Annotated in this window: 13 protein-coding genes and 1 tRNA gene; 9 read left to right on the top strand and 5 right to left on the bottom strand. The window is 62.7% G+C overall.

The genetic code is table 11. The annotated features are described in order from the left end of the window. Positions 1-297: 297 nt before the first annotated feature. The 5 genes from ACOYJL_RS01375 to ACOYJL_RS01355 all read left to right on the top strand — a co-directional run bounded on the left by ACOYJL_RS01375 (position 298) and on the right by ACOYJL_RS01355 (position 4,598). Entirely contained in the window at positions 298-1,047 is a 750-nt protein-coding gene (locus tag ACOYJL_RS01375) for an HAD family hydrolase (protein ID WP_433568409.1), read from the top strand. Between the two features lie 133 nt (positions 1,048-1,180). Next, positions 1,181-2,194: a cobalt transporter CbiM gene (gene cbiM, locus ACOYJL_RS01370; protein WP_433568408.1), complete on the top strand. Its 1,014-nt coding sequence runs from the start codon at positions 1,181-1,183 to the stop codon at positions 2,192-2,194. A gap of 130 nt (positions 2,195-2,324) precedes the next feature. Beyond that, positions 2,325-3,047, top strand: coding sequence for an energy-coupling factor transporter transmembrane component T family protein (locus ACOYJL_RS01365; protein ID WP_433568407.1), 723 nt, complete (start codon positions 2,325-2,327; stop codon positions 3,045-3,047). A gap of 2 nt (positions 3,048-3,049) precedes the next feature. Continuing rightward, on the top strand, positions 3,050-3,817 hold the full coding sequence (locus ACOYJL_RS01360) for an energy-coupling factor ABC transporter ATP-binding protein (protein WP_433568406.1): 768 nt from the start codon (positions 3,050-3,052) through the stop codon (positions 3,815-3,817). 13 nt (positions 3,818-3,830) lie between these two features. After that, positions 3,831-4,598, top strand: coding sequence for a hypothetical protein (locus ACOYJL_RS01355; protein ID WP_433568405.1), 768 nt, complete (start codon positions 3,831-3,833; stop codon positions 4,596-4,598). A 34-nt stretch (positions 4,599-4,632) separates the two neighbouring features. Here ACOYJL_RS01355 and ACOYJL_RS01350 read toward each other — a convergent pair whose 3' ends face one another. Continuing rightward, positions 4,633-5,292 carry an HAD family hydrolase gene (locus ACOYJL_RS01350; RefSeq protein WP_433568404.1) on the bottom strand — a complete coding sequence of 220 codons (660 nt, stop codon included), beginning with the start codon at positions 5,290-5,292 and terminating at the stop codon, positions 4,633-4,635. 98 nt (positions 5,293-5,390) lie between these two features. Between ACOYJL_RS01350 and ACOYJL_RS01345 the strand changes: the two genes are divergently transcribed. Next, a complete protein-coding gene (locus ACOYJL_RS01345) occupies positions 5,391-6,404 on the top strand; it encodes a dipeptidase (protein ID WP_433568403.1) in 1,014 nt (337 codons plus the stop codon). A gap of 48 nt (positions 6,405-6,452) precedes the next feature. Then, on the top strand, positions 6,453-7,046 hold the full coding sequence (locus ACOYJL_RS01340; protein WP_433568402.1) for a metal-dependent hydrolase: 594 nt from the start codon (positions 6,453-6,455) through the stop codon (positions 7,044-7,046). A 76-nt stretch (positions 7,047-7,122) separates the two neighbouring features. Here ACOYJL_RS01340 and ACOYJL_RS01335 read toward each other — a convergent pair whose 3' ends face one another. From ACOYJL_RS01335 to ACOYJL_RS01325, 3 genes are all read right to left on the bottom strand, one after another. Beyond that, positions 7,123-7,779 (bottom strand): MIP/aquaporin family protein, encoded by a 657-nt coding sequence (locus tag ACOYJL_RS01335; RefSeq protein WP_433568401.1) that lies wholly within the window; start codon positions 7,777-7,779, stop codon positions 7,123-7,125. A gap of 201 nt (positions 7,780-7,980) precedes the next feature. Continuing rightward, positions 7,981-10,044 (bottom strand): glycogen synthase, encoded by a 2,064-nt coding sequence (locus tag ACOYJL_RS01330; RefSeq protein ID WP_433568400.1) that lies wholly within the window; start codon positions 10,042-10,044, stop codon positions 7,981-7,983. Between the two features lie 231 nt (positions 10,045-10,275). Beyond that, entirely contained in the window at positions 10,276-12,270 is a 1,995-nt protein-coding gene (locus ACOYJL_RS01325; protein ID WP_433568399.1) for an FAD-dependent oxidoreductase, read from the bottom strand. 174 nt (positions 12,271-12,444) lie between these two features. On the opposite strand from ACOYJL_RS01325, the gene ACOYJL_RS01320 reads away from it, so the two are divergent. Then, positions 12,445-13,260: a MerR family transcriptional regulator gene (locus tag ACOYJL_RS01320; RefSeq protein ID WP_433568398.1), complete on the top strand. Its 816-nt coding sequence runs from the start codon at positions 12,445-12,447 to the stop codon at positions 13,258-13,260. A gap of 38 nt (positions 13,261-13,298) precedes the next feature. Here the strand turns inward: ACOYJL_RS01320 and ACOYJL_RS01315 are convergent, their stop codons facing one another. Beyond that, complete coding sequence (locus ACOYJL_RS01315) at positions 13,299-13,871, bottom strand: NUDIX hydrolase (RefSeq protein WP_433568397.1); 573 nt, start codon at positions 13,869-13,871, stop codon at positions 13,299-13,301. Positions 13,872-14,033: 162 nt separating this feature from the next. Between ACOYJL_RS01315 and ACOYJL_RS01310 the strand changes: the two genes are divergently transcribed. Continuing rightward, positions 14,034-14,110 (top strand) — tRNA-Pro (locus tag ACOYJL_RS01310).

Here is a 14,110-nt window from a genome sequence, read left to right as displayed (position 1 = left end):
TTATCACTCCACTAAGCAACTCAAGGGTTTCCCGCCAACACGCTCGCGCTGTGAGGCGGCCGTTGCTGAACCATCTTAGCCAGCAAATGTCAAAAGCTTTTCAGATGCGCATAATTTTCCGAGATGTTAACCGGCTCGTAGCGCAATCGAGCTTGCAAAATAGATTCTATTGCGCTAAAGAGGCGCCTCTGCCAGCGACGGCGGCATGCGCTACCCTTCTAGGTGCTGGGGGCGTCAAGAAAAGTGCTTCCGGCAAGACCTTGCGCCTTGAGCGAAGATGGGTTGGGGGTGTTGCTCATGGATGGCAAGAACAAGGAAGAATGTGGCGAGAGGGGCTCGGCGAGCATCGCTGCAGTCTTCTTCGACCTTGACGACACCCTCTATGACCAGGCGCTCCCCTTTGCCTATGCAGTCGAGAACGTCCTTGGGAAGCTTCCTGGCGTCTCTGCGGGCGAGCTCTACGATGCGAGCCGCCGCCACAGCGGAGAGGTCTTTGCGGCATTCGCCGCAGGCAGGCACCCTTCCGTTGAGGAGTATGCCCGCCGCATGCAGGGAACTCTCAAGGAGTTTGGCGTCGACGCGAGCTTTGAGGAAGCCTGCGCGGCGCAGAAGTTCTATGCGACAAAGACGGCCCCTGCGATGAGGCTCTCCCCCACCATGAGAAGCGTGCTCGACCTTTGCGCCAAGAACGGTCGTGTGGGGCTCATCTCAAACGGGCGAGGCGCGCAGCAGCAGGACAAGATCCGTGTCCTTGGCCTTGGCAAGTGGATTCCAGCCGAGAACGTCTTTGTGTCGGAGCCTCTGGGGACCGCAAAGCCAGGAGCCAAGATCTTCCAGATTGCATGCTGCCGCACGGGCGTTTCCGCCTCGGAGGCGCTCTATGTAGGCGACGCCTTTGCAACCGACGTCGTCGGCGCGCAGAACGCGGGGATGCGCTCGATCTGGCTCAACCGCCGTCACCGCGCCATGCCCGAGGGCGCCAAGCCCGCAACCTGGGAAGTCGATTCCGAGGAAGGGCTTCTCGCCCTGCTCGAGCAGATTCTCTAACGGTCGAGCGGGCTCTTCGTCATGCGATGGGCCGCCACTTGGCGTGGATTGTCGCCAGCGGCATGGTCGCGTCTTCATTTACGTGTGGTAAGGTTTTTCAAACTTTTTGGACGCATTTTCAAGGAGAACCCACGTGCACATTCCCGAGAATTATTTGAGCCCCTCTACCTGCGGCGCTATGGGCGTCGTCATGATCCCCGTGTGGGTGCATGCCGCCCGCGAGGTGCGCCGGACGGTTCCTCGAGAAAAGATGCAGCTCTTGGGGGTCGCGGCCGCGTTTTGCTTTCTTGCCATGATGTTCAACGTTCCCGTCCCTGGAGGAACGACTGGTCACGCCGTCTGCGGGACGCTTGTCGCCATTCTCTTTGGTCCGTGGGCCGCTGTCATCTCGATTTCGGTCGCCGTTGTCGTACAGGCGCTCTTCTTTGGCGACGGCGGCGTGCTAGCCATTGGTGCCAACTGCTTCAACATGGCATTTGTCCTGCCCTTCGTCGGCTTTGGGGCCTATAGGCTTGTCTGCGGTCTCGCGAAGCATGACGGCAGCGCCCGCGAGCTTGTTGCCGCTGGCGTAGGCTCGTATCTGGGAATCAACGCCGCCGCCCTCTGTGCGGCCATCGAGCTCGGCGTCCAGCCGCTGCTCTTTTCCGATGCCGCAGGCAACGCCCTGTACTGCCCCTATCCGCTTTGGGTCTCGATCCCGACCATGCTTGCGGCGCATCTCACCGTCTGCGGCGCGGCCGAGATCGTCTTCACCGTGGGCATTCTTGCCTTCGTTCGCCGCGTGACGCCGAGCTTTGGGCTTTCAGACATGACTGGCCAGCAGGGGCAAGGAAACGTCGAGAAGGAGTCGCTTTTCCCTGTCGGGGCGCTGCTGGCTTCGCTGATTGCGGTCTGCCCCCTTGGGCTTCTAGCCGCGGGCGACGCTTGGGGCGAGTGGGCCGCCGATGACCTCGGAGAGATGGTCGGATACGTCCCCTCGGGCATGTCGGGCGGATGGGAGTGGACGGCGCTCTTTCCGGACTACACGTTCGGCGCGCTTCCAGACTGGGTGGGCTACATCCTGTCTGCTGTGATTGGCGTTGCGCTTCTCGTGATCGTGTTTAGGCTGGTGGCAGCTGCGGTCAAGCCTAAGGCGCAATTTGTCTAGCGAGAGGGATAGCGAGAGCCTGGCTCTCGATTCTGCGACAAGAAGGGGCGCGGGCTCCCTCCCATCGTGGCTTCTTTCGTCGGAGTCGTATGCGCCCGGTCGCGACAGCGACGGGTTTGTAGAGAGGAGCATGCTTTCGCTGGCTGGCGCTCTTGGCAGGCTGCGCATCGACGACGGCCAGAGCGGAAGGCTCTCCCCCAGCGCGACGCTCAAGGCGGTAGGCGGGCTTCTCTTGATTGTGCTCACGTCGGTCTCAACCAACTGGGCGTTCACGATTGTCATGCTTGCCGCGCTGCTCGTCCGCGTTGCGCTTCTGCCCCAGCGCGCGCTTGCCCGCACGGCTGCAACCGCCTTTGCCGCGGCGGGGTTTTCGGTGCTGATCATGATCCCTGCAATCTTCCTTGGCCAAAGCGCCTCAGCCGTGCGCGTTGGGTCAAAGGTGCTCGTCTCCGTCTCCATCGTGATGTGCGTGACGCTTTCGACGACGCCCTCCGAGCTCACTGGGGCGCTCAGGACGCTTCACGTTCCCAACCTTGCCATCATGACGCTCGAGCTGGCGTTCAAGGGAATCGTCGACCTCGGTCACGTTGCGCTCGAGGTCCTGTGCGCCCTCAAGCTGCGCAGCGTTGGCAAGAACCGCGACAAGGGCTCGTCGATCGGGGGCGTGGGAGGCGTCACGCTGCTCAAGAGCGCCGAGGCGTCACGGGCGACCAGCGAGGCGATGCGCTGCCGCGGGTTCGAAGGGGAGTACGCGCCGGCAGGGCGCACGGCCCCAAAGCCCGTTGACGCGGCGTGGTGCGCTATTCTCGTCCTTTGCGTTATTCTCTTTGTCTATCTTGAAGGAGTCGCCTAGCCATGCGTCATACCTCAGCGCACCCATTGTCGCTTCACAGCCCCCACGCCCATGCCGCAGGGCGCCCCCTCATCTCGTTCGACGACTTCTGCTTCGCTTACGGAGAGCATGCGGTGCTCTCCCACATAGACCTTGACATTTACCCGGGCGACGCGGCGGTGCTCATGGGCGACAACGGGTCGGGCAAGTCGACGCTTCTGCGCGCGATGGTGGGGCTCAACCTGGCGCAGCAAGGAAGCTACCGCTTTGACGGGCGGGTCGTTGACGAGAAGAGCATGGCCGACCCTGCCTTCTCGAAGCGCCTCCATCAGCGCGTCGGCTTCATCTTCCAAGACTCTGACTCGCAGCTCTTCTGCGCGAGCGTCGAGGACGAGATCGCGTTTGGGCCGCGCCAGATGGGCCTTGAGCCCAAGGAGGTGGAGCGCCGCGTGAGCGACGTCTGCGAGCTTCTCGGCATCTCCGAGCTGCGCCGGCGCGCCCCCTACAACCTTTCCGGCGGCGAGCAGAAGAAGGTCGCCATCGCCTGCATCGTGTCGATGAACCCTGACGTGTACCTGTTTGACGAGCCGATGGCAAGCCTCGACCAGCGCTCGCGCGAGTGGATGCTGGGCTTTCTCGACGAGCTCCATGCGGCGGGAAAGACGCTCGTCGTGGCGACCCACGACCAGTCTCTTGCGGACCGTGTCGCAGACTACTTCGTCTACTTTGGAGACTATCACGGCTACGAGGACAGGCCGCACGTTCACCTAAACGTCCCGAGCGGTCGGTAAGGGAGGGGCCGCAATGCGTTGGAAGTCGGCAGCCGACGAGCGCGAGCGCGCCATCTATGCCGCAATCTGCCGCCATGACGGAGTGAAGGCAAGAGACATAGCCCAAACGCTGGGGCTTCCACGCAAGGTCGTGAACCAGTACCTTTACCGCTCCCCCTTCATATCTGACCTGTGCTATCGGGACCGTGACTACCTGTGGTACGGCATGATTCGCCAAGACGTTCCCCACGCGGGTCTCGACCAGTTTTCCGGCTGGTACGGAACGGTTGCAGAATTTATGGACCAGGACGAGCATGGCTGGCTTTCCGAGCTTGAGGCCGGCTGCCAGAGAATCGGGCGCAACTTGAACGATACACGCGGTCTCGTCCATTCGTTTCTCGACACGCGCCAGGCGATGCGAGAGAACTTCCAGGCGCTTCGGGAGTTTGGTCTTGCGTGCGGATCGTGGGAGATCTGCTTCGAGCTGCGCATTCGGCGGGCCCGACGCATCAGAATCTACACCGACGTCTTGGTGATCTCGCCTGAGCATGCCTTCTCGCTCGAGTTCAAGATGAAGGACCAGATTGACCATGAGGAGGTCAAGCAGGCGGCAAAGTACGCCCCCTACCTGGAGGTAGTTCTCGGGGACTCCTACGACGTCGACCCGGCCCTGGTGCTCACGCGTGCCCATGACCTCTATACGCACGTTCCGCTCGAGGGCTCGACTGCGGACATTCCCGTGGTCTCGGGCGACATGCTCTTCAACGTGTTCGACGAGTACCTGCACTTCCTTGCCCCGTAGGCGCGGGCGCAAAGCCGTCGGCAGGCACCACGGGCTACCCGAGCTTTCCTGAGGCGAGAAGGTCGCGTACCTCAAGCAGGCTCGCGCAGCAAGCGTCGCAGAGGGCGTCGGTCTCTTCGTCAGGCGGCGTAAGGTCTGGCACCATCACGGTGATGAAGCCCCCGGCATGGCCTGCCCGCAGACCCTGCTTGCTGTCCTCTAGGACCAGCGTATGGGCGGGCTCGGTCCCAATCAGGGACGCCGCGATGTTGAAGATCTGCGGGTCAGGCTTCGAGCGCGTGATCTGGTCGCCAGTCACCACCGCCTGAAAGCGCTCCTCGATTCCGCTCCTGCGCAGGTTGTTCAGGGTGTCTCCCCTTGGGGAAGAGGTTGCCACTGCGCAGGGGACGCCCTGGTCTGAGAGCCAGGCAAGAAGCTCGTCGAGGCCCGGCTTCTTCTCGATGTGCGCACGGATGTCGGCGTAGGCATGGCGGCTGAGGGCGTCGCGGATCCCCTTTGCGTCGGCCTCAGGGCCAAAGAATCGATGGATGGCCGCGTAGAAGCTGTCGCCTGAGGTCCCTCTCGTGGCGGCGGGAAGGCCCTCGGGGACGTCGGGGTAGCCAAACTCAGAAAGGGCTGGCTTCCATGCCTTGAGCCAAGACTTCTCCGTATCAAACATCAGGCCATCTTGGTCGAATATTGCACCTTGAATCATGCGCTCTGGTACCTCTCTTGCCAATAGTCGCGGTTGTGGTAAGCCAAACTATAGCCTGACGGCATCGCAATCGTGAGACGCAAAGCTACGGAGGACCGATGGCACAAGAGAAGACGCGCATCTTTGATTTGCATTGCGACACCTTGGACCGGCTTGCCTGGCCGCTCCTTCCCGACGAGCTCAACGGAGGCCACGCCTCTTACGCCCCTGGGGATGAAGGCTCCGTCGAGCGGGGCACTTTGCAGGACTTCGCGATAAGCAAAGGCCACCTGTCTCTCAACGCGATGTCAGGCTTCTCATGGTGCCAGTGCCTGGCCGTCTTCATCCCGGACCAGCTTGCGCCCGACGAGGCGGCCCGCTTCTTCGACGTGGTGTCAAGGTCCCTTCCCAGCCATGTCGCCGCCCATCCCGACCTATTGGGCGTCGCCCGCTGCGCTTCCGAGGTTGACGAGGTGCTTGGCTCTGGCAAGACCTGCGGCTTTCTCACGATCGAGGGCGGCGGGCTTCTCGCCGCTAGCCCCGACATGCTCGAGAAGATCGCCGCTGCCGGAGTGCGCATGGTGACGCTCACGTGGAACGGAGCGAACCCGCTAGGATCTGGGCATGAAACGCACCAAGGGCTGACCGACTTTGGCGCCAAGTCAGTGGGCGCGCTCGAGCGAAGGCACATCGCCGTCGACGTCTCGCACCTGAACGACGAGGGGTTCTGGGACGTGGCGCGCATCTCCAAGCGCCCCTTTGCGGCCAGCCACTCAAACTCTCGCGCGGTGCGGGACGTCCCAAGGAACCTCACCGATGACCAGTTCCGCGCGATTCGCGACGCAGGAGGGGTCGTCGGCCTCAACTTCTGCAGGAGCTTCATCTCTGGCGAGAAGGACCCTTCGCCCGACGAGCTTCTTGCCCACGTGGAGCACTGGCTTGACCTTGGCGGCGAGCGCGTTGTGGCCCTTGGCAGCGACTACGACGGGAGCAACGTTCCCTCGTGGCTCGAGCCCTGCGACAAGATGCGCGGGCTCGTCAAGATGATGCGCCAGCGCTTTGGGGACGAGCAGGCCGAGCGCCTCTGCTTTGGCAATGCGCGCGAGTTCTTTTCGCGGGTAGAAGCTGACTAGGTCGATGCTGGTTCGACAGGTTTGAGTGACGGAAGGAAGAGACGCGCGATGACGGGAAAGACTCACCTTGCAGCCGGAATCACCGCCGCCCTCGCGCTTGTTCAGCCGCAGACGGCAAGCCTTGCCGCGGCTTGCGTCATCGGCGGAGGCCTCGGCGGCCTTGTTCCCGACGTCGACGCCCGTGCAAGCGAGCAGGGTCGCGACGCACGCGTCGCATGGCTCCTGCTGGCTGCGATTGTGGCAGCAAGCCTTCTTGTTGACGGATTCTCGATTCAGTCGCTTTGGGCTGGAGCGCTCGACCAGGCAGGACCAGTCCCGGTGATAGCGGCGGTCGTGTTCGTCGGAACCTGCATGGTGGGGTCGCTCACCCCGCATAGAAGCTTTATGCACTCGATTCTGGCGGCCGTCATCTTGACAGCAAGCCTTTGGCACTCGCTCCCCTCGCTTGCTGCCCCGTTTGCCGTCGGCTTCGCCTCTCATGTGGCGCTTGACCTTCTGAACAGCAAGGGCGTGCGGATTCTCTTCCCCCTGAAGGCTGGCTTCTCGCTTGGGCTCTGCCACTCTGGCGGCACGATCGACCATGCAATCTTTCTGGTATGCGCCTTCTCGGCAATCTCCCTTCTGTCGCGCGTCGCCCTCTGACGGTCGGGTCGCCTGCAAGAAAAAAGCCCCGCCGCTTGCGCGACGAGGCAGTTTGTGGCTCTAGAGGTGCTGGCAGCTACTTGGACTGGGCGTTGAGACCCTTCCAGATGAGCGCCGCAAGGGCGCCGCCCACAAGCGGGGCCACGATGAAGACCCACACGACGGACAGGGACTCTCCGCCCATGAGAAGCGCGGGGCCAAAGGAGCGCGCAGGGTTCACGCTGGTGCCGGTGAAGTAGATGCCCATCAGGTGGACCAGGGTGAGCGAGCCGCCGATGACAAGCCCTGCGACCGAGGAGTTCTCGGGCTTGCTGGTGGCGCCAAGCACGGCGAGCACGAAGATGCAGGTGAGGATTATCTCGACGAGCAGCGACTTTCCGACGCTGCCGTCGTAGAGGCCGTTGCAGCCAAGGCCCATGCTCGTGCCGATGAGGGCCTCGAGGACCGCGGCGCCGGCGATGCCGCCGAGGAACTGGGCAACCAGGTAGCCGACGAAGTCGGACGAGGACATGCCGCCCGTCATCCAGACGCCGAGTGAGACGGCGGGGTTGACATGGCAGCCAGAGATGTTGCCGATGGAGTAGGCCATTGCGACGATGGTCCCCCCGAAGGCAAGTGCCGTAAGGACGTAGGAGGCGTTGACGTCACCGTTGCACCCGGTGACCGCGGCAACGCCGCAGCCGACGAACACGAGGACGAACGTTCCGATGAACTCTGCTAGGTACTTCTTCATGCAACCACCCTCAAACATTTAAGCTGCGATTTAACGGGCAGCTAAAATGCTACCACTTCAATCGCGTCCAGGAATCTTGGACTGTGCTGCCTTTGCGTTTGGATAACCATATCCGGCAAGAAGAAAGCGGGCCCGCCGCATAGACGACGGGTCCGCATCGCGTCGGCTGGCAACTGCCAAGCCTCGCTTGAGGTCATACGCTTACTGCGTGAGCTCCAGGTACAGCCAGCGATACTGCTGCGCCGACTTGTCCCACGTCACGTCCTTCTCCATGTCTCGGCGCACCATCTGGTCCCAGCACCAGCGGTTGGTGAAGTAGAGCGTCTTGGCGCGGTTGACCGCGTCGTAGAGGAGCCCTGACTCGTAGCGGTCGAAGGTGAATCCGTTGCCCTCGTTGCTGAACTGGTTGTAGGGCTGCACCGTGTCCTTGAGGCCGCCCGTCTCGCGAACGATGGGCACCGTGCCGTAGTGCATGGCGATGAGCTGGGTGAGCCCGCAGGGCTCGAAGCGAGAGGGGACCATCAGCGCGTCGGCTCCCGCATAGATCCTGTGCGCGCGACCCTCGTCGTACATGATGTTGGAGCAGACTTGCCCCTTGTACGTGTTCTCGTAATAGCGGAACGAGTCCTCGTATTGCGGGTCGCCGGTGCCCAAGATGACAATCTGCGTGTTGCCGTCGATAAGGCCGGGGATGACGTCGTTCACCAGGTCAAGGCCCTTCTGGTTGGTGAGGCGCGAGATAAGGCCGATGACCATCTTGCTGTCGTCTACCTCAAGGCCAAGCTCCTCTTGCAAGGCACGCTTGTTCTTGGGCTTCTCGTCCAGGAAGTTCTCGGCGCTATACGGGGCGGCAAGGAGCTTGTCCGTGGCGGGATTCCACATCTCGGGATCGATGCCGTTCACGATGCCGCGGAGCTTCCAAGAGTAGTAGCGCAGGTGGTCGTCTAGCTTCTCGCCATACTCGGGGGTCTGGATCTCTTGCGCGTACGTGCCGGAGACCGTCGTGATCATGTCTGCGTAAGCAAGGCCGCCCTTTAGGCAGTTGGCCTCGGTCCAGTCTTCCTGAAGAGCGCCCATGTTGAAGACGCTGTCGGGCAGGTTGGTCCAATATTTGATGGTCGGGATGTTGTACTTGCCTTGGAAGCGCAGGTTATGGATCGTGAGGACCGTCTTGGAGCGCGCAAGGTACGTGCCTTGGAACATGGTCTTCAGGAAGATGGGCACAAGGGCTGCCTGCCAGTCGTGGCAATGGATGACGTCGGGAATCCAGCCCATGTAGTTCAGGGCTGCCAAAGCCGCCTTCGAGAAGTAGCAGAAGCGCGGGATGTCGTCGACCAAGTTGGTGTACGGGTTGCCGTAGCTGAAGAAGTCCTCGTTGTCGATGAAGTCGTAGACAACGCCGCTGGGCGAGACGTACTCCATGATTCCGACGTAGAAGGAGCGACCGTCAGAGCAAAGGTCCATCTGGAACGAGCCGCGATAGACCATCTTGTCCTTCCACTCCTGCTTGATGCAGGCGTACTTGGGGACGATGACCTTGACGTCGCAGTTCTGCTTCACGAGCGCTTTGGGAAGCGCATACATGACGTCGCCCAGGCCGCCGGTCTTCACGAACGGGTAGCACTCGGAGCCGATGAAGGCGACGGAGCGGCGCGGCTGCGGGAGATTCGGCTCAGGCGCGGGAGCGGGCTCAGGCTTGGGCTCTGCTGGAGCGGGATTCGGCTTCTTTGCCTCTGCCTTGGGGGCAGGCTTTGCCTCTGCCTTCGGCGCTTCCTCGGCCTTGGGCGCGGGCGTCGGCTTCGCCTTCGGGGCTGGCTCGGCCTTGGCTGCAGGAGCAGCCGCCGCCTTGGGGGCAGCTTCAGACTTTGTCGGCTCGGCAGGCTTCTTCGCGGGTGCCGTCTTCTTCTCTGCGGCCTTGGCGGCTGATGCCTTGGCCTTGCGCGTAGTCTTCTTTTCTGCGGGCTTCTTTGCCGCGGGCGCCGCCTTCTTGGCAGGCTTGACGGCGCCAGCCTTGGGAGTTGGCTCGGGTTTCGCGCTGGTCATTGGCGCATCCGCCTTGGCGGCAGGCTCCGCCTCGACCTTCTTCTCGGGCTTCGGCGTGGTTGCCTTGGCGGTCGCTGAGGTTGTCTTCTCGGGCTTTGGCTCTTCTGGCTTCTTGGTCTCTTCGACAGTCTTGGCTGCCGAAGAGGCTGCCGTCTTTGTCGTCTTGGTGGCGGCTGCTGCGGCAGGTCTCGAGGTGGTCGTCTTGCGAGCGTTGTTTGCCATGCTCTCCCCCAAACGTAATGACGAACTAACCAGTGACATAAACGTAACGCAACCGTGACCTATTTTGCATGGTAAATGGGCTATCTGTCGACACGAGCAGTCCAAAGTCGCGCCGCTTCGCCCTTGCGCGGCCAGGCAAGGTCGAAGCGGCGGAAAAAGGCGGGCACCTTTGATGCGGTGCCCGCCTTGGCGACGCGAAAGCTTGAGCGTCTTGCCGCTTGAGGCCGGAGGCTAGACGGCAAGGCCTGCCTCGTAGCCCTCGCGAGAGGCGACGAGCGCGTTTCCGGCCTTCACGGCGCTGCCGACGACCCTCACGTCGCTGCAGCGGGCGCGAGCGATGTCCTCGAGGGGGTTATAGGCCTTGTAGCCAAACGCCGAGACGACGCTTGCGCACGGGACCTCATGCAGCTCGCCGTCAGCCCCCTTGTAGACGACCGCGTAGCCCTCTGCCTGCGAGGCGCTCTGGTCAACCCAGCTGGATGCCGCCGCCTTGACGGCTACGCCTGAGCGGACCTCCTGGACTGTTGCGTTTACCTGCACCTTCACGTGAGCCTCGCCAAGCATCTGCATCAGGCACGCCTTGGTGATGGGCATCATGTCCATGCAGATGTCAGGCTGCATCTCAAGGATGGTGACGTCGGGGTGAACCTGCGTGATGAAGTGAGCGGTCTCGGCTCCCACCTCGCCTCCTCCGCAGACAACGACCGGGCCGTTGGGGAGCGTCACGTTGCCCAGAAGCACGTCCTCGGCGGTCACGGCTGCCTCGATGCCGGGGATGCGCGGCGTCAGCGGCTTGGAGCCGGTGGCGACGATGATCGCGTCGGGCTTCTCGGCGACGATGGTCTCCTCCGTGACGGGCGCGTTCAGGTGTACGGGCACGCCCAGCTCCTCGAGGTCGGCGCGCAGGCTGCTGACGTAGGTTGCCAGCTCGCCCTTGCCTACGGGGTAGGCTGCCGAGCGGAAAGCGCCTCCAAGCTCTCCCTGAGCCTCGAAGACCTCGACGTTGTGGCCGCGCAGCGCAGCCGTCTCGGCCGCCTGAAGGCCGGCAGGGCCGGCACCGATGACCATGACCTTGCGGGGGCTCTCGACCTTCTCCATCTTGTTCTCGTACTCGCGGCCAACGCGCGGGTTCACAAGGCAGGTGACCTCGGAGTCCATATAGAGCGGGAACTCGCAGCCCTGCAGGCAGCCGATGCAATAGCGGATGTTGGCGAACTTGCCGCACTTGGCCTTCTCGGGCATGCGCGGGTCGGTGAGCGAGCCACGGCCCATTGCGACAAAGTCTGCCTTGCCCATCTTGATCAGGGTGTCTGCCATCTGCGGGTCGTTCACGCGGTTGGACAAGATAACGGGGATGCCCACGGCGCGCTTTATCTGCTCGGCGCGGTCCATGTTGAAGGCGTGCGGGGTGAACATGGGCGCGATGATCGCGTCGGTCGGAGCGGAGGCGTACATGCCGTTGGAGCAGTTGATGGCGTCAAAGCCGACATCCTCAAGGTGGCGGCAGAGCTCCAGCGTCTCGGCCATGGTGCGGCCGCCTGCGACGAAGTCCTCGGACGAGACGCGCGCCTGGATCGGGAAGTCGGGGCCTACCTGCTCCCTCATCGCGGCGATGATCTCGTCGATGATGCGGACGCGGTTGTTGAAGCAGCCGCCGTACTGGTCGACGCGCTTGTTGATGGCCGGCGAGAGGAACTCGGCCAGCAGGTAGCCGTGAGCGCAGTGGAGCTCGATGCCGTCAAAGCCGGCCTTCTTGGCGCGACCGGCGGCAGAGCCAAAGTCAGCGACCAGCTGGTGAATCTCGTCGACGGTCATGGCGCGTGCGCTTGCCTGGGTGGCGGGGTCCGTCGAGGCGGAGGGCGCGAGCGTGTCCAGGCCGAAGGTGGACTGGGGCATCACCTGGCGGCCCGGGTGATACATCTGGCAGAAGATCTTGGAGCCGTGCGCGTGGACGCGCTTCGTGAGCTCGACGTTTCCGGGAATCTGCCCATCGTTCCAAAGGCCGGGTATGCGTGTGTAGCCCTTGCGGTTCTCCTGCACGCAATAGTCCTCGGTTATCAGCAGGCCCCAGCCGCCCTTGGCCTTCTCCTCCATGTAGGCAAGGTAGCGGTCGGTGATGGTGCCCTCGAGGTTGCAATAGTTCGTGACCATCGCGGGCACGACGAGTCTGTTCGGGATCTCGCAGGTGCCGATCTTCATCGGTGAGAACAAGGTGTCAAGCTTCATCGCAGTCTCCATCTCACGTGTGGTTCCCCGGCAAAGGTTGCCTTTGGGGCGCTGGCAAAGCCAACGGTTACTATTGAGCTATCTTCAACCGGGGGGTTGCCCCCAGGTCAAGCGAGTTTTTTCGTTTTGCCGGCGGCATGAGCTGCGGCGTTGACGAGGGAAGAAGCGAGGGACATGGGAGAGAGACAGGGCGACATCAGGCGAAACCTCGGCTTTTCTCGTGACACGCTGAGGCTCTATGAGAAGCAGGGAATCATCTCTCCCGAGATTGACCCCAATAACGGCTACCGCTCCTACGACGACTGGCAGGTCAACCTTCTTTGGGACGCGAAGCTCTACCAGGGCCTTGGCTTCTCCCTCAAGGAAGTGAGGCGCATCGTCCAAGAGGGAAGCCTCGACGAGATCCACGAGATGTTCGACCAGCGCACGGAGGCGCTTGAGCACGAGCTCCGCCGCCAGCAGCTTGTCGTGGAGTCCGCCCGCAGGCTGGAGGCCGAGATGTCGCGCGTCCAAGAGGCGCGCGCCCGGATGGCCAAGGGAGAGGCCCCGTCCTATTCGGTCGAGCGCCTTGGCGGGCAGGTCATGATTGCCGAGCGCAAGGACCACGAGTTCCTGAAGGGGCTTGGCTCCGACGAGCTTGACTTCGTGGACGAGTACCGCGGCTGCCTTGCCGCCACGTTCTATTTTCCCGACTGCGCGTCCGGCTCGTACTATTGGGGGTTCTCGGCGGACGAGAAGATCTATCGCGAGCTCGGCGGTCCTGAGGAAGGCCCGTACGTCTTCCATCTGAATGGCGGAGAGGCGCTCTCGACCTATCTGGACGCCGGAGACCGAGGAGGCTTCAACATCTCGGTCTTTGAGGGGCTTCTGGCCGAGGCTGCGCGGCGCGGCGCAAGGCCAGCCGGGCCTTTGGCGGGAAGGCTCATCTGCCGCACGCACGAGGCGGACGGGTATCATCGCTTTCTCCACGCGCGGCTCTTGCTGGCATAGGGGCGCGTCGAGAATGGCCGCATGCTCGTGCGCGGCGGCTACCTTCCAAGCGCTTCCTCTGCCAGGTAGAGCGCCGCGACGTGAACCACCTGCTGGAGCTTTCCCGCACGGGCGAGCTCGCGCATCTCTGAGGGGCTGTGGGTCTCCACGGAGAGGGCTTCTGTCTCGTCCAGCTCCTGGCTGCCCACGCGGCGGCAGCCTTGCGCCAGGTAGAGGTATGCCAAGTCGTCGCTCAGCGTGGCCCAGGAGGGAATCGTCAGAAGGTGCGTCCACTGATCCGCCTCGTAGCCGGTTTCCTCTCTAAGCTCGCGACGCGCCGCGGCAAGCGCAGCCTCTTCTGCGGGGCGCTTGGAGTCCCCCTCGATCCCGCCGGCTGGCATCTCGAGCGTGACCTCCCCTATCCCGGGCCTGAACTGGCGCACGCAAAGGTAGTTGCCATCCGTGTCGATGGCGGCAATCACGACGTAGCTGCGCTTTGAGAAGGTGTAGTACGGCCAGGGGTTCTTGGTCCCGCCAGGCATCTGGTAGTGGACTTCCCGCAGGTCAAACCAGCGGTCCTTTATGAGCTGGCGTGAGCTTGCGACGTGCCACATGAGGTTGCTGTCGTCCATGCCCTCTCCCCTGTGTCTAGAGGCGCTCTCGTCGCGATCGCGCGAGAAGTTCGTGATGCTGTCAACAAATAACGGCAATTCGTGGAGGAATTGAAAACTTTGCTTGTATCCTGCCGAGCAGAATGCTACATTATTCCTCGCGCGCGAGCGCAAACAAATATTCGGGTGGTGGCGCAGTTTGGTAGCGCACTTGACTGGGGGTCAAGGGGTCGCTGGTTCGAATCCAGTCCACCCGACCA

Origin of the sequence: Tractidigestivibacter sp. (assembly GCF_050946515.1) — a bacterium.
GTDB lineage: Bacteria > Actinomycetota > Coriobacteriia > Coriobacteriales > Atopobiaceae > Tractidigestivibacter.
The sequence above is the reverse complement of the archived record's forward strand: the minus strand, read 5'-3'. Positions and strand labels throughout refer to the sequence as shown.